General features: G+C 54.5%; 22 protein-coding genes. 12 read left to right on the forward strand and 10 right to left on the reverse strand.

Features of this window, described 5'->3' with window-relative positions; all coding sequences use genetic code 11:
- Positions 1–12: 12 nt before the first annotated feature.
- From AVO41_RS08000 to AVO41_RS08020, 5 genes are all read right to left on the reverse strand, one after another.
- Positions 13–948 carry an MBL fold metallo-hydrolase gene (locus tag AVO41_RS08000; protein ID WP_235584703.1) on the reverse strand — a complete coding sequence of 312 codons (936 nt, stop codon included), beginning with the start codon at positions 946–948 and terminating at the stop codon, positions 13–15.
- 134 nt (positions 949–1082) lie between these two features.
- Positions 1083–1997 carry a sulfurtransferase gene (locus AVO41_RS08005; protein WP_068585342.1) on the reverse strand — a complete coding sequence of 305 codons (915 nt, stop codon included), beginning with the start codon at positions 1995–1997 and terminating at the stop codon, positions 1083–1085.
- A gap of 219 nt (positions 1998–2216) precedes the next feature.
- Positions 2217–3167, reverse strand: coding sequence for a GTP cyclohydrolase FolE2 (gene folE2, locus AVO41_RS08010; RefSeq protein ID WP_068585345.1), 951 nt, complete (start codon positions 3165–3167; stop codon positions 2217–2219).
- A 173-nt stretch (positions 3168–3340) separates the two neighbouring features.
- Positions 3341–4684, reverse strand: a complete 1344-nt coding sequence (locus AVO41_RS08015; protein ID WP_068585348.1) for an FAD-dependent oxidoreductase — start codon at positions 4682–4684, stop codon at positions 3341–3343.
- A 73-nt stretch (positions 4685–4757) separates the two neighbouring features.
- Complete coding sequence (locus tag AVO41_RS08020; RefSeq protein WP_068585352.1) at positions 4758–5117, reverse strand: helix-turn-helix transcriptional regulator; 360 nt, start codon at positions 5115–5117, stop codon at positions 4758–4760.
- A 152-nt stretch (positions 5118–5269) separates the two neighbouring features.
- Here AVO41_RS08020 and AVO41_RS08025 point away from each other — a divergent pair, with 152 nt between their 5' ends.
- Genes AVO41_RS08025 through arsJ form a run of 5 tightly spaced genes read left to right on the forward strand, consistent with a single transcriptional unit; the run spans position 5270 to position 9467 of the window.
- A complete protein-coding gene (locus tag AVO41_RS08025) occupies positions 5270–6241 on the forward strand; it encodes a permease (RefSeq protein ID WP_201022867.1) in 972 nt (323 codons plus the stop codon).
- A gap of 10 nt (positions 6242–6251) precedes the next feature.
- Entirely contained in the window at positions 6252–6557 is a 306-nt protein-coding gene (locus AVO41_RS08030; RefSeq protein ID WP_068585354.1) for a DUF2892 domain-containing protein, read from the forward strand.
- Complete coding sequence (locus tag AVO41_RS10625) at positions 6554–7225, forward strand: MTH895/ArsE family thioredoxin-like protein (RefSeq protein ID WP_082676656.1); 672 nt, start codon at positions 6554–6556, stop codon at positions 7223–7225. The genes AVO41_RS08030 and AVO41_RS10625 overlap by 4 nt, the downstream gene beginning before the upstream one ends.
- Position 7226: 1 nt before the next feature.
- Positions 7227–8237, forward strand: a complete 1011-nt coding sequence (locus AVO41_RS08040; protein WP_068585357.1) for an ArsJ-associated glyceraldehyde-3-phosphate dehydrogenase — start codon at positions 7227–7229, stop codon at positions 8235–8237.
- Positions 8238–8267: 30 nt separating this feature from the next.
- A complete protein-coding gene (gene arsJ, locus AVO41_RS08045) occupies positions 8268–9467 on the forward strand; it encodes an organoarsenical effux MFS transporter ArsJ (RefSeq protein ID WP_068585360.1) in 1200 nt (399 codons plus the stop codon).
- An 18-nt stretch (positions 9468–9485) separates the two neighbouring features.
- On the opposite strand, the gene AVO41_RS08050 is transcribed toward arsJ, so the two are convergent.
- Both AVO41_RS08050 and AVO41_RS08055 read right to left on the reverse strand, forming a co-directional pair.
- On the reverse strand, positions 9486–10523 hold the full coding sequence (locus AVO41_RS08050) for a GTP-binding protein (protein WP_068585363.1): 1038 nt from the start codon (positions 10521–10523) through the stop codon (positions 9486–9488).
- A complete protein-coding gene (locus AVO41_RS08055; RefSeq protein ID WP_068585364.1) occupies positions 10520–11554 on the reverse strand; it encodes a GGDEF domain-containing protein in 1035 nt (344 codons plus the stop codon). The genes AVO41_RS08050 and AVO41_RS08055 overlap by 4 nt, the downstream gene beginning before the upstream one ends.
- Before the next feature lie 165 nt (positions 11555–11719).
- On the opposite strand from AVO41_RS08055, the gene AVO41_RS08060 reads away from it, so the two are divergent.
- Complete coding sequence (locus tag AVO41_RS08060; protein WP_068585367.1) at positions 11720–12283, forward strand: hypothetical protein; 564 nt, start codon at positions 11720–11722, stop codon at positions 12281–12283.
- Positions 12284–12397: 114 nt separating this feature from the next.
- Here the strand turns inward: AVO41_RS08060 and AVO41_RS08065 are convergent, their stop codons facing one another.
- Positions 12398–12598 carry a DUF2892 domain-containing protein gene (locus tag AVO41_RS08065; protein WP_068585370.1) on the reverse strand — a complete coding sequence of 67 codons (201 nt, stop codon included), beginning with the start codon at positions 12596–12598 and terminating at the stop codon, positions 12398–12400.
- A 149-nt stretch (positions 12599–12747) separates the two neighbouring features.
- Here AVO41_RS08065 and AVO41_RS08070 point away from each other — a divergent pair, with 149 nt between their 5' ends.
- The 3 genes from AVO41_RS08070 (at position 12748) to rpsI (ending at position 14203) form a co-directional block, all read left to right on the forward strand.
- On the forward strand, positions 12748–13185 hold the full coding sequence (locus AVO41_RS08070) for a winged helix-turn-helix domain-containing protein (RefSeq protein ID WP_068586056.1): 438 nt from the start codon (positions 12748–12750) through the stop codon (positions 13183–13185).
- Positions 13186–13369: 184 nt separating this feature from the next.
- A complete protein-coding gene (gene rplM / locus AVO41_RS08075) occupies positions 13370–13798 on the forward strand; it encodes a 50S ribosomal protein L13 (protein ID WP_068585373.1) in 429 nt (142 codons plus the stop codon).
- Positions 13799–13810: 12 nt separating this feature from the next.
- Positions 13811–14203 carry a 30S ribosomal protein S9 gene (gene rpsI, locus AVO41_RS08080; RefSeq protein ID WP_068585376.1) on the forward strand — a complete coding sequence of 131 codons (393 nt, stop codon included), beginning with the start codon at positions 13811–13813 and terminating at the stop codon, positions 14201–14203.
- A 176-nt stretch (positions 14204–14379) separates the two neighbouring features.
- On the opposite strand, the gene AVO41_RS08085 is transcribed toward rpsI, so the two are convergent.
- Positions 14380–14766, reverse strand: a complete 387-nt coding sequence (locus tag AVO41_RS08085) for a zinc ribbon-containing protein (RefSeq protein WP_235584704.1) — start codon at positions 14764–14766, stop codon at positions 14380–14382.
- A gap of 65 nt (positions 14767–14831) precedes the next feature.
- On the opposite strand from AVO41_RS08085, the gene leuS reads away from it, so the two are divergent.
- Together leuS and folM are read left to right on the forward strand one after the other, a co-directional pair.
- Entirely contained in the window at positions 14832–17471 is a 2640-nt protein-coding gene (gene leuS, locus AVO41_RS08090; RefSeq protein WP_082676658.1) for a leucine--tRNA ligase, read from the forward strand.
- Positions 17472–17473: 2 nt separating this feature from the next.
- The gene (gene folM / locus AVO41_RS08095) at positions 17474–18205 is read left to right on the forward strand and encodes a dihydromonapterin reductase (RefSeq protein ID WP_068585381.1); all 732 of its coding nucleotides are present in this window, start codon (positions 17474–17476) and stop codon (positions 18203–18205) included.
- Positions 18206–18257: 52 nt separating this feature from the next.
- On the opposite strand, the gene hemH is transcribed toward folM, so the two are convergent.
- Entirely contained in the window at positions 18258–19430 is a 1173-nt protein-coding gene (gene hemH / locus AVO41_RS08100) for a ferrochelatase (protein WP_068585384.1), read from the reverse strand.
- 128 nt (positions 19431–19558) lie between these two features.
- Between hemH and AVO41_RS08105 the strand changes: the two genes are divergently transcribed.
- A complete protein-coding gene (locus tag AVO41_RS08105; protein ID WP_068585387.1) occupies positions 19559–20545 on the forward strand; it encodes a DUF523 and DUF1722 domain-containing protein in 987 nt (328 codons plus the stop codon).
- Positions 20546–20617: the final 72 nt, after the last annotated feature.

Here is a 20617-nt window from a genome sequence, read left to right on the forward strand (position 1 = left end):
GATCGGATGGTTTTACATGCTTGATTCTAGCTTCAGGTAAGTTCGGTTCAAATTAGTCGAATGCCAGGAATCGTAATGTTTCAGGTGCTGGAATTCCGGCCAGTCCTTGTTGTCACTGACGGCGGCCCCCACACCCATAAAGGCATCGGCGGCGTCGTACATGGTTTGCGTCAGCTTTTTCAGGTAATTGCCCGTATCACGGTCCACTCGATCCCAGCCTTCGGCCACTTGCCCGTGCCCCGGTACAATATAGGACGCTGGCAGGTTGCGCATGGCTTGATAGGCTTCATGCCAGGCCATGGGGTCAGACCAGGGGTGAACGCCCAGCATTCTGTCCAGATAGACAATGTCGCCAGTGAACAGCACTTTTTGGTCCGGCAGCCACAAGACTGCATCGCCCGGGAAATGGGCATCCCCATAGAAATTCAGCCGCATTGCCACACCGCCAATGGTCAGGGTATTTTTGTTCCCTTGCAACACTTTGTCTGCGGTTTTCTGCTTGGCACCTTTGTTGGCTGGAACCGCTGAAAACATGCGGTTCGTGACATTGTCATACATGCGCTTTTGCGTTTTGACGGTGCCTTCGAAAGCGTAAATGGTCGCGCCCTGGCGAGCAAAGTAGTCATTACCCAGCCAGCGGTGGTCCTGTGAGCCAATGTTGATCACGGCGGTAATGGGCTGGTCCTTGATCGCTTTGGCCATGGCCTCGATTTTTCTGGCGGCAGCGTCTCCGCCGCCGGAATCCACCAACACCCAACCCTCAGAGGTATCGATAAAACCGATGTTGTTGTTCAGCCCCAGATTTTCGGGCGAACGGTCATCAATCGGCCCCACATAGGCGTAAACGCCGTCGGTGACTTTTTCAGCGGCAAACAGATCCTTGCCCTGGCCTGCCCAGGCTTGAACGCTCAAGCTCAGTGTGAAGAGGAGGAGTAAGACTGACTTCATATGTGTTCCTTGTTTATAGTGTATCCGCTTATGCGGATATAAGTATATACCGATCCGTTCTAGGAGATCAAGCAAAAACTGTGTCATAAACGTGCAAAAATGCCTGACCGTATGGTCAGGCATGATTGGTCAATTTAGAGGTTGAAATCACCGGAATAGGGGGTTTTGCCATCAATAACGGGGAGCGTTAGAGAATTGCCCCAATGGGACCAACCACCGTTGTAAAGGCGAACATCGTCATAGCCAAGGCTTTTAAGTTGCATGTAAGCGAGACTCATGCGAAACCCATCGTGACAATACACATACACCGTGTCGTTCTTGGGGATGTCGGCATACATCGCTGCCAGTTCATCGCTCGATTTCCAGTTCTGGCCGGTAATGCCATTCAGGCTGACCACATTGACGGCACCTGGAATGTGTCCGCCCATTATGGAGTGTTTGATGACCTCTCCGGTGTACATATCGGTCGGTCGTGCATCCAGTAAGGTCACGTTATCTTGACGCTGACTGACCACGTCGTTGTAGATGGCCGTCCACTCCACGGACAGCCTTGGGTCGGGGTCGTTGAGGACGATTTGACTGGGCGTCGTTTGAGTCGCGGTTTGGGTGGTTTCTTCAAACACGCTCCATTCACGAATACCGCCATCCAGCAATTTCACATTGTTCATGTCAAAGCCGTAATAATCCAACAGAAAATACACTCGGGAAGCCAGTGCGGTGGCCGAATCGTCATAAATGACGATGGTGTCGTCATATTCAATGCCCCACTGACGAAGGGTTTTCTGAAACTGTGCCTTGGGCGGAAGGCGCATCAATGGATTGGATTGGTTGTCACCCAGGTCCAAAAAGCGTTTGACCTGTATCGCACCGGGGATGTGACCGACCGTCAGATAGCGGTGTGGATGATACCGTACTTCCAGGACCTTAACGTCGTCCATGTTTTGGGCCAGCCAATCAGAATTGACCAGAAAATCCCGTCCCTGGGCGTGGGCCTGGAGACTGAATGCGATTAATACCAGCGTAAAAAACCCTTTGAAGCATGTTTTCATGGCGTATCCTTTTGATTGGCGTTTTTCGTTGCTGCAAAAAACGCGGTTTCCTTAATCCTCATGGAGGCTTAGGAAGATATGTGCCAAAGACATTGCCTTTCAAGTCACTGAAAAATCAGTGAAAAAAAATAAAGGATCGGAATGGTTGCAGGATGAGCTGTTGGAAATTGCAAAAGGCATTGCAATTTCCGGCAGTGAAACTGGGCGGTTTAGAACCGATCAGTATTCGAAACGATCCATGAAGTTGGGTTCGTCTGAGTAGCCGTTTTCGATGCCTTTGGTGACAATGGCAACGGCGTCATGCGGGTGCAGGCTTTCCAGATGATTGACCCGTACCCAGAAGTCCTCGTATTCGCTTTGACTGTCCAGGGTTTTTTGCAGACGGCGCGCGGCGTCTTCGCAGAACATCAGGTTGCTGGCGTTTAGCCGGGCAAATTCCTGTTCGTCGGCACGTTTCACCGTGGATTGGACCGGGGTTTTCAGGCTGTCTTCGATCTGGTTGATGACCTCGGACAGACTGAGGGTATGCTCGGCACTGACTTTGAGTTTGACCTGCGCGTATGAGCGTTGGCTGTGAGGGGTGGCATTGATGCCTTCCGGTGTGCCCAGCCAATTGTAGACCGAATCAAAATCGAGCTCACCTGCTTGAAACTGCTTTTCAAACGCTTCCTGAATCAACTGACGAGACAGCGCAGCCGAACAGGGGCAGGTGGAGGAGTAGGGCACGGTGAGGCTGACTTCGCACTCAAACTGGCCCTGGCGCATCTCGCCGCGAAGCGTGCAGGGGTAATGCTTCCAACCGGCGTTATCGGATTTGAGTGAGCGCCGACGCTCGTAATAGTCAAAGCGAAATTCCAGGAATGCATTCCGGCTCAAGCCTTCGTGTGATTCGATGAATCTTTCCAGCAAATGTTGCAGACGTTTGGGCGATAAAGGTTCCTGTGCCCCCTGCTCATCCAGGATCAGATACAGGCGGGACATGTGAATCCCTTTGCTCAAAGGGTCTTCCAGGCTGACGTAGGCCTGCACCTGAGAGGAGACGGTGAGGGTCTGATCCTGGGTCTGGCGGATCTGGATGGGCAATTCGATGCCACTCATTCCAACCCAGTTGAGTTTGCCTTGCGGGTTTTTGTGGGGTTGGCAGGCGATATCGGGCATGTGCTTGGTCATGCAATTTCCTTCGACTTTTTGAGTGCCTTTGGTTCTTTCAAAGGGACTGTGTGAGCTTGGGTGTCAAACGCGGTGCGTTCTTCTCACCGTAGAGTAAGGTCGCATTTTAGCACACCCGCATGGGGCGGGCGTGATTTCTGACTGAATTGAATGGTTATTGATTGTTGGTCTGATTAGGACAGGTCTTCGCCATCAAGCAGATCACGGATCAACTCGTCCCGCTTGAGTTCCATGCCCAGACGCTCACAGATGATCTGTGCGTCGCGGTAGGCATTGCCCAGGCAGGTGGTCGCGCCGGGCGACGGGGTCATATTGAAGATCACATTGTCGTTTTCCGGCACAATGCTGGCTTCGCCCAGTTTCAGTTTGCGTTCGGTTTTGTCAATGACCTGAGGGCGCACGCCACCATAGCCTTGGGCATAGGTCAGTTCATCGGTGGTCAGGCCGGGCAGAATTTTGCGGGCGTCTTTGACAAAGAGTTTTTTATTGAGCCAGGGGATTTCAAACAGCATGTTACGCAAAATGTAATTGCGGATGGTACCGTCTTTCATCAGGTCCCAGAATACTTTCAGCACACGACGGTCGAGCTTGAGGGTGCGCCAGAAATCCAGGTAGGTACCACCGGTGTAGCGCTCCAGTTTGGGCAGCGCCAAGGCCGTCGGCCCCAGGCGGGTTTTGCCGGGCTCGGTCAGGTCCGGGTCTCCGTGCAGGGCGGCAAAGGGCAGTTTGTCGTTCTGCATGGTGTAGACTTTGCCGTTGAGCATCTGTGGGGCAAAGTAGAAGCTGCCGGCCATGGGCAGGGTGGAAAGATTCAGGCCGTGCCCCATCTGGTGGGCCAGCAGCAAACTGTGCGCGCCGGCGGCAACGACCACGAATTTGGCCATGTAGGTGCCATGCGCGGTCTGGAGTTCGTAGTGGTCGTCAAATTTCAGGATGCGATCCACTTTGGAGCTCAACGAGACGCGCAGGTCCTTGCCGGTTTTGCGGGCCGAGTCGATGAACGATTTGCACAGCGTGCCGTAGTTGACCGCGGAATATTCATCGGTGCAGCCACTGGCCAGGATTTTTTCAGGGCGCATTTGGCCGTCTTTATAGGCCACATTGGGTTCGACTTCGGCGATTTTATCGGCGTCCCAGAGCTCCATGTAAGGAAACGCTTCGGCAAATTCCTGGTGGCGCTTTTCCAGCCGTTCGCATTCGTCTTCGCCCACGGCCAGAATCATTTTGGGGTACTTGTAGAGAAAATCATTGCGCCCGGTCTGTTCAGCGTAGCGTACCAGCATGTTAGCGGTGTGCTTGACTGACTTGGCTTTCTCCAGGGTGTAGTTGGTTTCGATGTCACCGCAGTGCAACGTCTGGCTGTTGCTGCGCGCATTGGAGTTCAGCGGCGCCAGCGAACCATACTTTTCCAGAATGGCGGTCGATTTGATGTTGGTGTATTTGGCCAGAGTGTAAGCGAGCGCGGTGCCGGTGACGCCGCCGCCCACGATGACCACATCAAAGACGCGATTTTCCATGAGAGTTTGCCCTGCAATTCAAAAAATATAAGCGATCTATTATACGATTTTTTTTGATAAAAGTCTTGTGCGCTTAAGCGGAAGCAGTTCGACCGCACTGACGGGGCGTTGATTCGTACGCGGCCAGTGCTTCTTGATCCGCTGCCAGTTCTGGCAGTTGCTGCAAACACTGCTGCAATGCCCCGGCCTGCAGCGGAACCAGCGCCTCAGGAACCAACGCATAATGCATCCAGGTGCCTTCGCGCCAGTGATGAACCAGTCCGGCCTGTTTCAGGTAATTCAGGTGACGGGAGATGGTGCTCTGCCCCTGGTCCAGAATGCTCATCAGGTCACACACGCACAGACTGTTGCGTTGCATCAGCAGATGCACAATGCGCAGTCGAAGCGGTTCGGAAAGGGCTTTGAACGTTTGGGCCAGAGCATCCAGTGACATAAACGAAACCAGTGATTAAAAATTCCATTTTACCGTAAACCGGGCATGAAAAAAGATGGTCAGGTCAAAAAAACTTTGTTAGTATCCGTATAAGCAGATATAAAGATGTAAGAAAGGCCTCGCTCGAAGCGAATGGCCACAGGGAGCCGTGAATGTTTTCAGTGTTTGATGCGTTGGGTCATTGGGTGGCCTTCACGCTTTTGGGATTGTCCCCCGATACACAGCTGGGGGCAGCGGTGCAATTTTTTGTGATGGATGTGACCAAAATTTTTGCGTTGCTGGTGATCGTGATTTATCTGATGGGGCTGTTGCGTGCGTTTGTGTCCACCGAACGAGTCCGTCAGGTGGTGGCGGGGCGGCCCAAATGGCAGGCACGGTCGCTGGCGATTACGCTGGGCTCGGTGACGCCGTTTTGTTCCTGTTCGTCCGTGCCGTTGTTTATCGGCTTTGTGGAAGCGCGGATTCCGGTGGGCATTACCTTTGCGTTTCTGATCGCCAGCCCCATGATCAATGAAGTGGCCGTGGTGCTGTTGATTGGCATTCTGGGCTGGGAAATCGCATTGTTGTATGTGCTGGCCGGGCTGGTGGTCGCTTACGTCGGCTCAATGGTGATCGAGTGGTTCAAGCCCGAACGCTGGGTTGAAGCCTATGTGTGGGACATCAAGCGACGTCAGCAGGCCGAAATGCAGGCACAAAGCGGTGGCTTCAAAGTGCGCCATGCCTTTGCCTGGCAGGAAGTGAGGGTGATCGTTCAACGCATCTGGCACTGGGTGTTGATCGGGATCGGTTTGGGGGCGGCCTTTCACGGGTTTGTGCCCGAGGCCTGGGTCAGCACCTATCTGGCGGATGCGGCCAACTGGTGGAGTGTGCCGGTGGCGGTGCTGTTGGGTGTGCCTTTGTATTCCAATGCCGTGGGCGTGATCCCGGTGATCGAAGCGATGCTGGCCAAAGGCGTGCCCATCGGCACCAGTCTCGCTTTGATGATGAGCATTGCGGCCTTGTCCTTGCCGGAACTGCTGATTCTGCGCAAAGTGATTCGCTGGCCGGCGCTGGCGTTGTTTGTGGGTGTGCTGAGCGTGGCATTTGTGCTCGTAGGCTATGGGTTTAACGTTTTGGCGATATAAGGAGGCGTCTATGGATCAGATTGGGGTGAAGGGCAACCGGCCCTTGCGGTTTTTTGCCATGGCCATGCTGGCACTGTTGCTGGTGTCGCATGGTATGGGGCAGGTGGATTTAACCCAACTCAGTTTTTTGTGGTTGATGATTGCGATGGCGCTCAATGCAATCCAAGCCACCTTTACCGGGTTTTGCCCGATGTTTAAAAACGCACGGGGCGAGTGCGCGGCCTGCGGTGTGGTGTGCGACAGCGAGGCGTGTGATTCGACCCGGATGACGCAGGAAAAAACAGACAATGACCGCTCAAAGGAGAAAGCATCATGAAAGGCAATTTAATGGTTCGTCTGATGACAGGGCTGATTCTGATTGGCATTGCCCTGGCACAGGTCACGGGACAGACGGATTTGCTCTCGGCAAACTGGTTGTGGCTCGCGATTTTGCCGGCGGTGATGGGCTTTCAGGCCACGTTCACCGGCTGGTGTCCGGCCGAACTGATTGGCAAACTGTCCAAAAGCGGTGAGTGCTGTCCCGGGGGCAGCTGCGGGACAGCTTCGGTGTCGCAAAAGACGACAAAATCGCAAGCAAAAAATGATGGAAGTACCGATGAAAATGCCACCACCTGTTGCGGTGATGGCGAAGAAGAACAGGATGAATGGTCTGGCTGTTGTTCTGAATCGGCCCCGTCCAGAGCCGACGCTGGTGGTCATGACAGTCAAAACTTACCAGGCCTGGTCATTCAGGTGCTCGGGACCGGGTGCAAGACCTGTCACAATACGGTCACACGGATTGAAGAAACGGCTGGCAAAATGGGCGTTCAGGTCACAGTGCAGAAAGTCGAAGACGTGGCCGAAATTGCCAGCTACGGCGTGACCGCGACACCGGGTGTGGTCATTGGTGAGACCCTGGTGCATTCCGGCGGCCTGCCCAGTGTGAGCCAGATCAAACAATGGCTGGCGGAAGCGACCGATCAGTCGGGGAAACAGGAGCGTTAACATGACAATCAAGGTGGCCATTAACGGGTTTGGACGTATGGGGCGGTTGGCCCTGCGTGAAGCGTTTGACCGGCCCGAATTCGAGTTTGTTCACATCAACGAAGTCGCGACCGACGCGGCGGGGTCGGCGCATCTGCTGCATTTTGACTCAGCGCACGGACGCTGGCACCACGAAACCGGTACCGATGGTCGTAATATCGTGATCAATGACACGTTGATCCCGTATACGACCAATCAGGCCATTGCCGACACCGACTGGTCGGGCGCGGATTTGGTGATCGAAGCCACCGGCGAATTCCGCACACGAGCCGCACTGCAGCCTTATCTGGATCAGGGCGTGGCGCAGGTTGTGGTCGCGGCCCCGGTCAAGGAAGGCGTCAAAAATGTGATCATGGGGGTGAACGACCACATCCTCACGCCGGGCGAAGACCCGATTCTGTCGGCGGCCTCCTGCACGACTAATTGCATTGCCCCGGTGATCAAGGTGCTGCATGAAAATCTCGGCATCCGGCATGGCAGCATCACCACCCTGCATGATCGCACCAATACCCAGAAGGTGGTCGATCACGGTCACAAGGATTGGCGTCGGGCCCGCGCCAGTTTTGAGTCGCTGATTCCGACCACCACCGGTTCGGCCAAAGCGATTGCCGACATCTTTCCGGAGCTGCGTGGGCGGCTAGACGGACTGGCGGTGCGGGTGCCGTTGATGAATGCCTCTCTGACCGATTTGGTGATGGAAGTTGAGCGTCCGACCACGGTGAGTGAGGTCAATGCCCTGTTCAAAGACGCCGCGGAAGGCCCTCTTGCTGGGATTCTGGGGTATGAAACGCGTCCACTGGTGTCCGTGGATTTTGAAGGCGAACGCCGCTCCAGCGTGATCGATGCCCTGTCCACCCGTGTGATCCATGACACCCAGGTCAAGGTCTATGCCTGGTACGACAATGAAATCGGTTATGTGCGTCAGATGATGGATCTGGCGCTGAAAGCCGCAAAAGGTCATACCGCGAACTGAACGTGGTGGGTGCCACCCAAAGGAACGCTGATGAATCCGTTGAAACAGTATGGTCTGGTCACATTCAATTACTGGTCGTTTACCATCACCGATGGTGCGATTCGGATGCTGGTGCTGCTGCATTTTCACCAGTTAGGGTATTCGCCGCTGGAAATCGCGATGCTGTTTCTGTTTTATGAATTTTTCGGCATCGTCACCAATCTGGTCGGTGGCTATCTGGGCGCCCGTCTGGGGCTGAATGTGACCATGAACATCGGACTCGGTCTTCAGGTGGTTGCGCTGATGATGCTGACCGTGCCCGCCGACATGCTGAGTGTGGCTTATGTGATGGCGGCACAGGCGTTGTCTGGCATCGCCAAGGACCTGAACAAAATGTCGGCTAAAAGCGCGATCAAGTCGCTGGCCGATGAAGCCTCCGGTCAGCTTTATCGCTGGGTGGCGCTGCTGACCGGTTCCAAAAACGCGCTCAAGGGCGTGGGGTTTTTTGTGGGGGCGGCGTTGTTGGCCTGGCTTGGGTTTGTCGGCGCTTTGTACGTGCTGGTGGCGATCATTGTGGTGCCGCTGATTCTGTCGCTGTTTCTGCTGGACGGAACCATGGGCCGGGCCAAAACCAAACCCAAATTTCAGGCGATGTTTGCCAAGTCGGCGGCGATCAACTGGCTGTCGGCGGCCCGGTTTTTTCTGTTCGGCGCGCGTGATGTCTGGTTTGTGGTGGCTCTGCCGGTGTTTCTGCAGGCCGTATTGGACTGGTCGCACACCCAGGTAGGCGCGTTTATGGCGCTCTGGGTGATCGGTTATGGTGTGGTGCAGGCCGCCGCGCCCAAACTGACCGGGATACGAAACCCGAATAAAACCATGCCGACACGGCATACGGCGATGAAACTGGCGCTACCATTGGCACTGGTGCCGATGGTCATGGCCTGGTGGCTGGATGCGTCCCCGCAGACGGTGCTGATGGCAGGCCTGGTGATTTTTGGCATTGTGTTTGCGCTCAACTCGGCGGTGCATTCGTATCTGATTGTGTCCTATGCCGACGCGGACGGTACCTCCAAGGATGTTGGCTTTTATTATATGGCCAATGCGGGTGGTCGTCTGGTCGGCACCCTGCTCTCGGGCTGGGTCTATCAGACGGCGGGCATGGAAGCAACCCTACTGGTGTCGGCGCTGTTTGTCGCGTTGGCCGCGTTGCTGGTGCTCAAGGCCGAGCCCCAGACGATGAGCCCGGCCTGAAATCGGGATGGACGTGGGTCAGGAAGCGGTTATGGCGGCCTGCAGAGATTGCTCCAGTTGGGTGGCAAAGGCCGCATCCACGTGGGTGAGTAACAGCTCCAGACGCGAGTCTTTGCGGTAGGCAATCAGTTCGCGCGACACCTCGCCATGCACCAGTTGAAACAACATCCGCGAGCTGGCACCCACGCCAAACACGCCTTTGGCTCGTTTGACGTGCGCCTTGGTGGCCAAATGTTCAAACAGGGAGCGCAGCGCCTGCCAATCGAACGCCACGTCCGGTTCAAACACCCAGCCAATTGCCACGGTGTCGCCCTGATGCTTGCCTTCACGCGCGACCAGGCCTGGCAGAGTCTGCACAGGGGGGAATTCGACCGCAGTGGGCGCGTGAAGGTGGGATTTGACCAGGCCTGGTGTCAGGGAGGGCGTCTCACTCTGAACGAAACTGAATGCGGGCGAGGTAAAATGCGCACGCCGGATGGCTTCAAGCGGCAGGCGTCCCTGTGTGGTTTCAATCACCACTTCCTTGGGCGGAAAGCAGGCCTGGCAAAGGTCTTGCAGCGCGTCGATCCGGGCCGGTTCTGCCAGATCGGTTTTATTCAATACCACCACATCGGCCATGTTCAACAGACTCTGATAAATGGTCATTCGCTCTATGTCGGCAATGTCGGTGTGGGCGCTGTCCAGCACCGTGACCACCGCCTGAATATCGATCCGGTCTTTGAAATCGGCAAAGCGAATCAGGTCCACCAGATTGTCGGGTTCGCCCAGGCCGGTGGGCTCCAGCAGGATGCGATCCGGTTGCTGCTCGTCAAGCAGACGTTTCAGGGTGGCTTCGACTTCCCCTTTGGCCGTACAGCAGATGCAGCCGCCGGGGATCTGCGCGACACGGGTTTGTCCCTGGCTTTGCAGAATGGCGCCATCAATGCCCACCGCACCGAATTCATTGACCACCACTAACCAGTGTTCCGCTTTCGGTTTTTGCGTGAGGAGATGCCGGATCAGGGTGGTTTTGCCTGACCCCAATGGGCCGCAGATCAGATTGAGGGCGGCGCTCACAGGTCGGTTTCTCCTTTGACCCGGTTACGACCGCTGTTTTTGGCCAGATACAAGCTCTGGTCGGCGCGATCAAACAAAGCGTCAAACGGCTCGCTTAACTGAAACATGGCCACGCCAATGGAGAGGGTGAGTTGAATGGGGCGGTGGTTTTTTCGCATTTGCAGGGAGCGGGCCGCCACTTGCTTGCGTATGGTTTCGGCCACACTCAGTGCGCCACTGTATTGCGTGTCGGGCAAAAGAATGACGAACTCTTCACCGCCGATGCGGGCCACATGGTCCTGCCCCTTGGTCTGATTGTGCAAAAGTTTTGCCAGATAGCGCAGGATCGCATCGCCGATCAGGTGACCGTATTCGTCGTTGATCTGTTTGAAGTGGTCAATGTCGAGAATCAGCATCGCAAAGCTGCGCTCAGTCTCAACGGCTTTGTCCATGACCTGTTGCACGGTCTCACGAAAGCCGCGTCGATTGGGCAGGTTGGTCAGCTCATCGGTTTTGGCAATGGTGGTGGCCTCGGCCAGCTTTTTGCGCAGCGCTTTCATTTCCTGACTGGACTGCTGGATGCGCTCGTGCAGTAGCTCGCTGTTTTGCTGGTAGTTTTGCAGTGTGGGTAAGATGTCTTCCTTGAGCTGGGCCAGCAACGTTTCCGGTGGCGTGTCCAGTGACAGGCCCTGTACTTTGTGGGTCAGGGTGTCGGCTTGCACTTTGGATTCCTGCATCCAGCTTTCAATGAAATGCACCAGGGTGTTGATGGCCTCGGTGAATTGTTTGGATTCCAGACTGTCGCTGATCATTTGCGCCCAGAGGTGGCGAAACAGCTGATGCGCCGTGTGCTCATCGTAGGTTTTGGTGGTCAGCGCGGTGTCGATTTCTTCGGCCATGGACGGGTCGAGGCGCCCCAGCCATTCATAAAACAGTGTGAAGTGAATGGGGTCGGCATGAAACCCAGCCGTTTCCAGCTCTTCCAGCACCTGTTGGGCCAGTTTTCTGGCTTCCTGATCGGGGATTTGGTAGCGGTTGATGGCTTCGTTCATGGGCACGTCTTTGTGTTTTTGTTCATTTTGTCGTTTGCGTGAAGCAATTGCAATGCCCTTTTGAGGTTTGTGGCTTTCATCGTTTTGTCATACAGGCGTCACAGAGCTGTTACATCGGGTTTTTAAAATAATCCCTGTTTTTAATGACCACTGAAGGATTAACCCATGAAAAAATTGATAATGGCTCTTTTAGCAACCGGTGTCTTGGCGGGCTGTGCCAGTGAGACCAAAATGGAAACCGCTTCGCCAGCGGCAGCGACTGCTCAAGCGGCCAATGATGATTTGTATGTGGCCTTTCATGATGGGCGCATGAACGTGTTTTACGACGCTGGCTTGTACAAGGAATTCATGGAGCGCGGTGAAACCGCCTATCGTCGCACGTTTATCGGTGAGGGGCCGAATGGTGAAACCGTGGTTTACGGCCTGACCGGCGATGACAAAAAGAAAACCACGCCGTCCATTGGTGAACAAATGATGGCTGGGAATTTGAAAGCGGCTGAAGATTTTTATGGTGAAGTCTATCGGGGTGAAGAGAACCGGATTTATGTTTTCTCTAACTGGGATGATTTCAAAGGCTACGTGGACCTGGGCATTGATAACCTGCGTTACACAGACATTGGCGCGGGTCCGAACGGTGAAACCGTGGTCTATGTGCTGAATGCGTCCAACAAAAAGAAAAAGCCGGTGAAAACCATCGCAAAATTTAAAGCGTTTCACGGAATTCAATAAAACATTGAAACGCTGTGTTTAGAGCTTAAGCCTGATAAAGGCTTTTGTTGAAACCGGTGGGGGCAGTCTGTCCTCACCGGTTTTTTTGTTGGGGGCTCTGGCGGCCCCGGCATGTCAGGTTTCGCTGGTGTTGGTTTTGGGGGTGGTCTGAATGCCAAGCAGGCTGTAAACCGGGCACCAGCGAATCAAGCCAGTGGCCAGCGGGATGATGCCGATGTACGCCCAAAGTCCCAGCACGTTGGTGGCAGCGGCCACAATCAACACTATGCCCAGTGTAATACGAAGCCAGCGATCCACTTGTCCGACGTTGTTCATGTTTGTGCCTCCTTTTTGGCGGGCAGGCACCTCAGCGTTCGTGTCACGCTCAGCGCACCTGTTTATACGTGAGTTGCATCTTTGTTTATAATGCAAGGCAAGCATAAAATCAATCGCTATTGGTTTTCGTTTTTTTGTACGAGGTTTGCGTGGCTGAATCCAAATCCAATTCGACTCAAAAGTTGCCCGGCGGGGCATTGGCGCCGCACTTGCGCGCCCGATTCTGGATCACGGGAACCGACGAGACGGACGCAGGCGGTTATGTCGGTGTCGGGCGTATCACGTTGTTGGAACAGATTGAACACACCGGGTCCATGAATCAGGCGGCCAAGGCAATGGGGATGTCTTACAAAAAGGCCTGGAAGCTGGTGGATGAAATGAATGCAATGTTTTCACAGCCGTTGGTACAGAAAGCACAGGGTGGGAAAGACGGGGGTGGTACACAGTTGACGCAGATGGGGCAGCAGATCATTCAGTCCTATCGTCGGCTGGAGCAGGCGTTGGCCGTCTTTATGGCCGAACAAAGCCGCCAGCTCCAGAAAGACATTCCCGATCTGGTCGACCCCATGCAAAAAGACGGCGGTTAAGTGCATTAAGTGCTTGACTTGTTTTTACAAATCACTAAAATTCACGCTTTAAATCCTTATCCCCCTTATTGCCCGTTAAACAGTAAGTGCGCGTGAACGTCGTTCAGATCGACGTCACCGATTGGATTGGATCGTCAGGATCGGGCGCCAACAAGGCCCGGTCTTGCCAAATAAGGACAAAGTTATGAAAACATTTGTTGCAAAACCCGAAGAAGTCAAACGTGACTGGTTTGTGGTGAATGCCGAAGGCAAAACCCTGGGGCGCATGGCAGCGGAAATCGCTTACCGTTTGCGTGGGAAGCACAAACCGGAATTTACGCCGCATGTTGATTGCGGCGATTACATTGTGGTCATCAATGCTGACAAAATTGCGGTCACTGGTCGCAAGCGTCAGGACAAGATGTATCACCACGTAACCGGTTATGTCGGGAACCTGAAGTCCAGTAACTTTGAAACGCTGATGCGTAACAAGCCGACTCGCCCGGTTGAACTGGCTGTGAAAGGCATGATGCCTCGTGGCCCGTTGGGACGTGCGATGATGAAAAAGCTGAAAGTCTATGCCGGTGAAGAGCACCCGCATACCGCTCAGCAGCCGAAAGAACTGGAATTGTAAGGGGAAAGTAACATGGCAGTAGAACAACACTACGGAACCGGTCGTCGTAAAAATTCCGTCGCACGTGTCTTTCTTCGTGCAGGCTCCGGTAGCATTACCGTGAACGGTCGCGATGTAAAAGATTATTTTGCACGTGAAACCGATTTGATGGTGATCAACCAGCCACTGGAAGCCACGGAAAGCGTTGAACAGTTTGATATCAACATCACTGTTCAGGGTGGTGGCACTACCGGTCAGGCCGGTGCGGTGCGTCACGGTATTTCGCGAGCGCTGGTGGCATTCAACGAAGAAAACCGTTCTGCATTGCGTGCCAAAGGTCTGTTGACCCGTGATGCGCGTGCGGTTGAACGTAAGAAAATCGGTTTGCGCAAAGCGCGTCGCCGTCCACAGTTCTCCAAGCGTTAAGTCGTTTTGGCAACCTGCCAGGGGAAACCCGACAGGTTGGCGAACTGTCAAACCCGCTCAGGCTTCGGCCTCAGCGGGTTTTTTTGTACCCGGTTTTTGGGTGATGAGGTTTTGGCGGGATGAAAAATGACCAGGCCTGGTCATTTTTTATGAAAGGGCATCTGTTTTTTGCGGTCTCAGTCGTCGTTGGCCGCTTTGTTAACGTCCTTCAGGGCCGCATTGAGGCGAAGGCGCAGAATCATGATTTCGGTGGGATCGGACAGACTGAGCGCTTTTTCTTCCAGGTAGGATTCGATCAGTGGCAGGTCCATCTCCAAAAAAGACTCCACACCCTGATTGAATTCTTCCAAGTACTCAGCCAGCTGGTCAATGTCGGCTTCCACATCTTCCTGAACCTGTTGCCATTGTTTCTGCGACAGTGCTTGTAGGTGAGAGCCTTCGCGTTCAAATTCCCAAACCGCTTTTTTCAATGCGTCCCAGCTTTTGAACTCGGCCTTCCAGATCGATTCTTTGGCCTGCTCCAGCAGGTGTCGGTAGGCGGTCAGCATCTTGTTATCGCTCATAATGCGCATCCTTTGTTATAATCTCGTCACTTTACAAACCATCATACCAAAAAAGATTTCTGACTATGACAATGCCAACTGATTCGGACACCTCGCACACTTATCAGCCCAAGCAAATCGAACAGGCGGTGCAGTCGCTCTGGGCGGAGCAGCGCGCGTTTGACGTGACCGAAGACCCGAGCCGGGAAAAGTTTTATTGCCTGTCGATGTTTCCCTACCCCAGTGGCAAATTGCACATGGGCCATGTGCGCAATTACACCCTGGGCGATGTGGTCGCGCGTTACCAGCGACTGCAGGGCAAAAACGTACTGCAGCCGATGGGGTGGGATGCGTTCGGTCTGCCGGCTGAAAATGCGGCCATGGATCACCAGGTGGCACCGGCAAAATGGACGTATCAGAACATCGACACCATGCGCGATCAGTTGAAATCGTTGGGTCTGGGTTATGACTGGTCGCGCGAAGTCGCCACCTGTCACCCGGAATACTACCGTTGGGAGCAGTGGTTGTTTACCCGTTTGATGGCCAAAGGGCTGGTGTATCGCAAATTGTCGACCGTCAACTGGGACCCGGTGGATCAGACGGTTCTGGCCAACGAGCAGGTGATTGATGGCAAAGGCTGGCGCTCGGGTGCGCCGATTGAACGCAAGGAAATCGCTCAGTGGTTTTTGCGCATCACAGATTATGCCGAAGAACTGCTCAAAGACCTGGATCAACTGGAAGGCTGGCCGGAACAGGTCAAAACCATGCAGAAGAACTGGATCGGTAAATCCACCGGTCTGCAGATTGAATTTCCCATTGAAAGCGGTCTGGACAAGTCGCAAGGCAACCTGAAAGTCTATACCACGCGCCCTGACACGCTGATGGGCGTGACCTATCTGGCGGTGGCGGCCGATCACCCCTGGGCACAAAAAGCAGCGATTCAGAATGAACCACTGGAGCGTTTCATTGAAGAATGTTCGCATGTCTCCACCGCCGAAGCCGATATGGAAAAAATGGAAAAGCGAGGCATGGACACGGGCATTCGCGTGCGCCATCCGATCACGGATGAGGTATTGCCCGTCTATGCCGCCAACTTTGTGTTGATGAGTTACGGCACCGGGGCGGTGATGTCGGTGCCCGCGCACGATCAGCGCGATTATGAATTCGCAAAAAAGTACGATCTGCCGATGAAAGCAGTGATCGCGCCCAAGGGTGAATCCCAGCCGGATATTTCGGAGCAGGCATTTACCGAAAAAGGGGTGCTGGTCAATTCGGGGGCGTTTGATGGATTGAAATCCAAGCAGGCGCTGCATGAAATGGGCAAGGTGCTGGGTGAGAAAGGACTGGGCGAAAAGCAGACCAATTACCGCTTGCGAGACTGGGGTATTTCCCGTCAGCGTTACTGGGGTTGTCCGATTCCGGTGATTTATTGTCCGGCTTGTGGTGCCCTGCCTGTGCCCGAAGCCGATTTGCCTGTTCGCTTGCCAGAAGAGGTGGTGCCCGATGGTTCCGGCTCTCCGCTGGCGAAAATGGATGCGTTCAAAAACTGTGCTTGCCCGCAGTGCGGCGGGGCGGCCAAGCGCGAGACGGATACGTTTGATACGTTCTTTGAATCGTCCTGGTATCACGCCCGTTACACCTCCAAAGACAATGATCAGGCGATGCTGGATGAACGGGCGGACCATTGGTTGCCGGTGGATCAGTACATCGGTGGGATTGAGCATGCGATTCTGCACCTATTGTATGCGCGCTTTTTCCATAAGCTGATGCGGGACGAAGGGTTGGTCTCATCCAGTGAACCTTTTAAAAACCTGCTCACTCAGGGCATGGTGCTGGCGGGTAGTTGGTACCGTCAGGATGACAGCGGGAAACAGATCTGGTTCTCGCCGTTGGACGTTGAGCCCGTCACCGATGACAAGGGGGCCATCGTCAAAGGTCGATTGAAATCGGACGGTTCTGAGGTTCAGTATGGCGGCGTGATTAAAATGTCCAAGTCCAAGAATAATGGCATGGACCCGCAGGTGCTGATGGAAAAGTACGGTGCCGACACCTTGCGCCTGTATATGATGTTTGCCGCGCCGCCGGAACAGACACTGGAGTGGTCCGATTCGTCGGTGGAAGGGGCGCATCGTTTTATCAGCCGTCTGTGGCGGTTGGTTCATTCGCATGCACAAACAGGCCTGGCGGCGCCTTGTACCAATCAGGACGGCTTGGACAAATCTCAGAAAGCATTGCGTTTGAAACTGCATACCACGATTCAGAAAGTGACGGATGACATGGGGCGACGTTTGCATTTTAATACCGCCATCGCCGCCATGATGGAACTGGTGAATGATCTGGCCCGTTTTGAGGACGATTCCGCTCAGGGACGTGCCCTGATGCAGGAAGCGTTGGAAGCACTGGTGATCATGCTGTCGCCGGTGATCCCGCATGCAGGTCAACAGCTTTGGGAAATCCTGGGGCATGGGCAGTCAGACGGTCTGTTGCTGGATGCGGCCTGGCCGCACGTGGATGACGACGCCCTGGTGAAAGATGAAATGGACATTATGGTTCAGGTCAATGGCAAACTGCGTGGCCAGATTGAAGTCGATAAGGACGCCGAACAGTCGGCGATCATCGCTGAGGCCAAGACCGAGGAGCGCGTGGCCAAGCACCTGGAGGGTAAAGAACTGGTCAAAGAGATTTATGTTCCGGGGCGCCTGGTCAACCTGGTGGTAAAAGGCTGAGCATGGCCAGGCTTGCCAATGCCATTCTGATTACCGGTGCGGCCCAGCGCATCGGACTTGATCTGGCCAAGCGTTTTTTGGCGCAGGGCGAAGCGGTTTTATTTACCTATCGAACGCACAAACCCGGTGTGGAACAGTTGCTGAACGCCGGGGCGATCGGTTATCAAGTGGATTTTACCGATGCTGAGGCGGTCACGGTCTTTACCCGATGGCTGGCATCTCAGGTTACCAGTCTGCGTGCGGTGATTCACAATGCTTCGCTCTGGAAAAAGGAATCAAGCCTCACGGGTGTGGCGGATCTGGAGGCGCTCTGGGCTGTGCATGTGCGAGCGCCTTACCAAATTAATCAGGCCTGCCTGCCTCTGCTGCGACAGTGTTCACAGCGCGCCGATGTGATTGCGATCAGTGACGCCAAAGCCAGCCGGGGGCACCCGGATTACACCGCTTACCTCGCCTCCAAGGCCGGACTGGAGTCCATGATCCGATCTTTGGCGCGCGACTGGGCACCGCAGATCAAATGCAATACGCTGGCGCCTGGCCTGGTGATCTTTAACCAGGGCGACAGCGAATCACTCAAGCAGACACGACTGGCGGAAAATGCGATTCCCGAGCCCATTGGGTTGGCGCAAATCTGGCAGAGTGTGAGTTATCTGATGCAAAGTCCGGCCGTCACCGGTACGCGATTGGAAGTGGGGCAGCTGCAGCGGGAGTGTTTTTCCTCACAGAGCGATTGAGGGGAGTAAGCCGGTCGAAGAGGTCGGGGCCTCGACCGGCGTTGAGACAAGATCAGCCCAGGTGCTTTTTGCCCTGAGGGTAGATGATTTCTTCTCCGAATTCATCCAGTAGGCTTTGTTCCACTTCTTGCGCACGGCGGGCCTGGGTTGCCCGTTCTGCTTTCGCCGCCTCGGCATCAAAACCATCCCGTTCTGGCCAGCCCTGAGTGTGTTGCAGCACCAGTTCGGCGAGCATGTCGGTGTGATCCTCGCGGAAATTCAGTGCGGGGATGTAACTGTATTGCTCACCCCCCGCTTCCTCGAAGTATTCACGGTTTTCCTGATCAATCTCTTCAATGGTTTCCAGGCAGTCGGCGGAAAAACCGGGGCAGATCACCTGTACATGCTTGATCCCTTTTTCCGGCAACCCTTTGAGGGTGGCATCGGTGTAGGGCTTGATCCATTCTTCCTTGCCAAACAGCGACTGGAAACTGACCAGATAATCGTCTTCGCTCAGCCCCAGTTCTTCGGCCACCAGTCGGGACGTCGCCCGGCATTCGCAGGCATAAGGGTCGCCGTTATTGTAGTAGCGCTGAGGGATGCCATGGTAGGACATGACCAGCAGGTCAGGCTGGCCGTGTTCGGCCTGATGTTCCCGAATGCTATTGGCCAACGCTTTGATGTAACCTGGATGCTTGTGATAGCTTTTAATAAAGCGAAATTCCGGTACCCAGCGCCATTGGCGCAGTTCGTCCGTGACCGCATCAAAGGTGGAGGCGGTGGTGGCACCGGCATACTGTGGGTACATGGGCAAGACCACCAGTTTCTGGACGTGACGTTCCTGCAGGGATTTCAAGGCATCGGGAATCGAAGGATTGCCGTAGCGCATGCCCAGCGCGAATTCGACGCGTCCCTGAAAGTGCTGGGACACGGATGTCTTGACCGCTTCAAGCTGTTTGTTGCCAATGTCGAGCAGCGGGGACCCATCACCATAATGGCCCCACACTTCCTGATAGGCCTCGGCGGATTTGGCCGGGCGGGTATTGAGAATGATGGCGTTGAGGATCAGTTTCCACAGCCAGCGCGCCGGCGGCGGCTCCACTACCCGCGGGTCTTCCAGAAACTCTTTGAGGTAAGGTTTTAATGCGGCCTTGGTGGGGGCGTCAGGGGTGCCCAGATTGGTGAGCAGAACCCCGACGGCGGGCTCGGTACCATGCTGGTAAGCGGTAAAGTTTTTGTAATGCATTGCAACTCTCTCTGTTGATCACTGTGGCCATGTGGATTTATGCTAAAAGCATTGTAACGGAATTCGATGTACAATTGTTATACAACCTGTGTCGTCATCTGACCAGGCCTGGTCAAAAAAGGAGTGTTATGTCGAGCCCATCCGAATTTCCACAGGTGCGTTTGGCCGTATCCGATTGTCTGCGCGGTACTGAATGCCGTTACAACGGCGGCCATGCTCAGGATGATTTTCTTAATCATGGCTTGGCCCCTTATGCCAAGTTTTATCCGTTCTGTCCGGAAGCGCCGGTATTGGGCACGCCTCGTGAGACCATTCGGATTGTTAATTTCGATGGGGAGATCAGGGTGCGCGGTACGCGCACGGACACGGACGTGACGCAAGGCATCGAAGACTACAACCGAAAAATGATCCCGAAACTGCTCAGCCAGGGGGTCGATGGGGCGGTGGTCAAGTCGCGTTCGCCCACCTGTGGCATGGAACGAATCAAATTTTATCGCCCGACTGGGGAATGGTTTGGTTCGCAAGACAAAATGGGGCAAGGTCTTTTTACGGCGCGGTTGCAAAGGGAGGCGCCCTGGCTGGCTGTTGAAGAAGAAGGCCGGCTCAAGGACGCCTGGCTCCGAGAAAATTTTGTGATGCACGTCTTTACCCAGGCCCGTTGGCGCGAGTTTGTCGAGGCCAAGCCCGATGTCAAAGCCTTGCAGACTTTTCATCGGCAACACAAGTTTCTGTTGCAATCCAAGTCCGAGGCCATTTTTCGGGAAATGGGGCCTGTGGTGGCACAAGCAACCCCACAAACGCTGGCGCACGCTCTGACGACCTACGAATCGCTGCTGCATGAGGCCTTGAGTCAGCATAGCAAACGGGGAGCCGTCATTAATGTGTTGGATCATATGTTTGGTTTTTTCAAGGCGTCATTGAATGCAGAAGAGAAAGCGCATTATCTGGAAACCCGAGAGGAATTTCGTCAAGGCATCGTGCCGATGATTGCGGTCATCAAGGTCTTGCAACAGTTTGTTCGTCATTACGGTTCTGACTATTTGTCGGAGCAGGTGTTCTTGCATCCCTATCCTGCGGAGTTGGCGCTACGTTCGAAAGTCGAGGCGTACCGTTGATGTTGAAGCATGGGTGGCGGGCGATTTGGGCGCTAACTGCTTGTCATATCGAAAAAAATACAAAGATAATCT

The sequence above is a fragment of the Thiomicrospira sp. WB1 genome, from assembly GCF_001507535.1.
Lineage (GTDB): Bacteria > Pseudomonadota > Gammaproteobacteria > Thiomicrospirales > Thiomicrospiraceae > Hydrogenovibrio.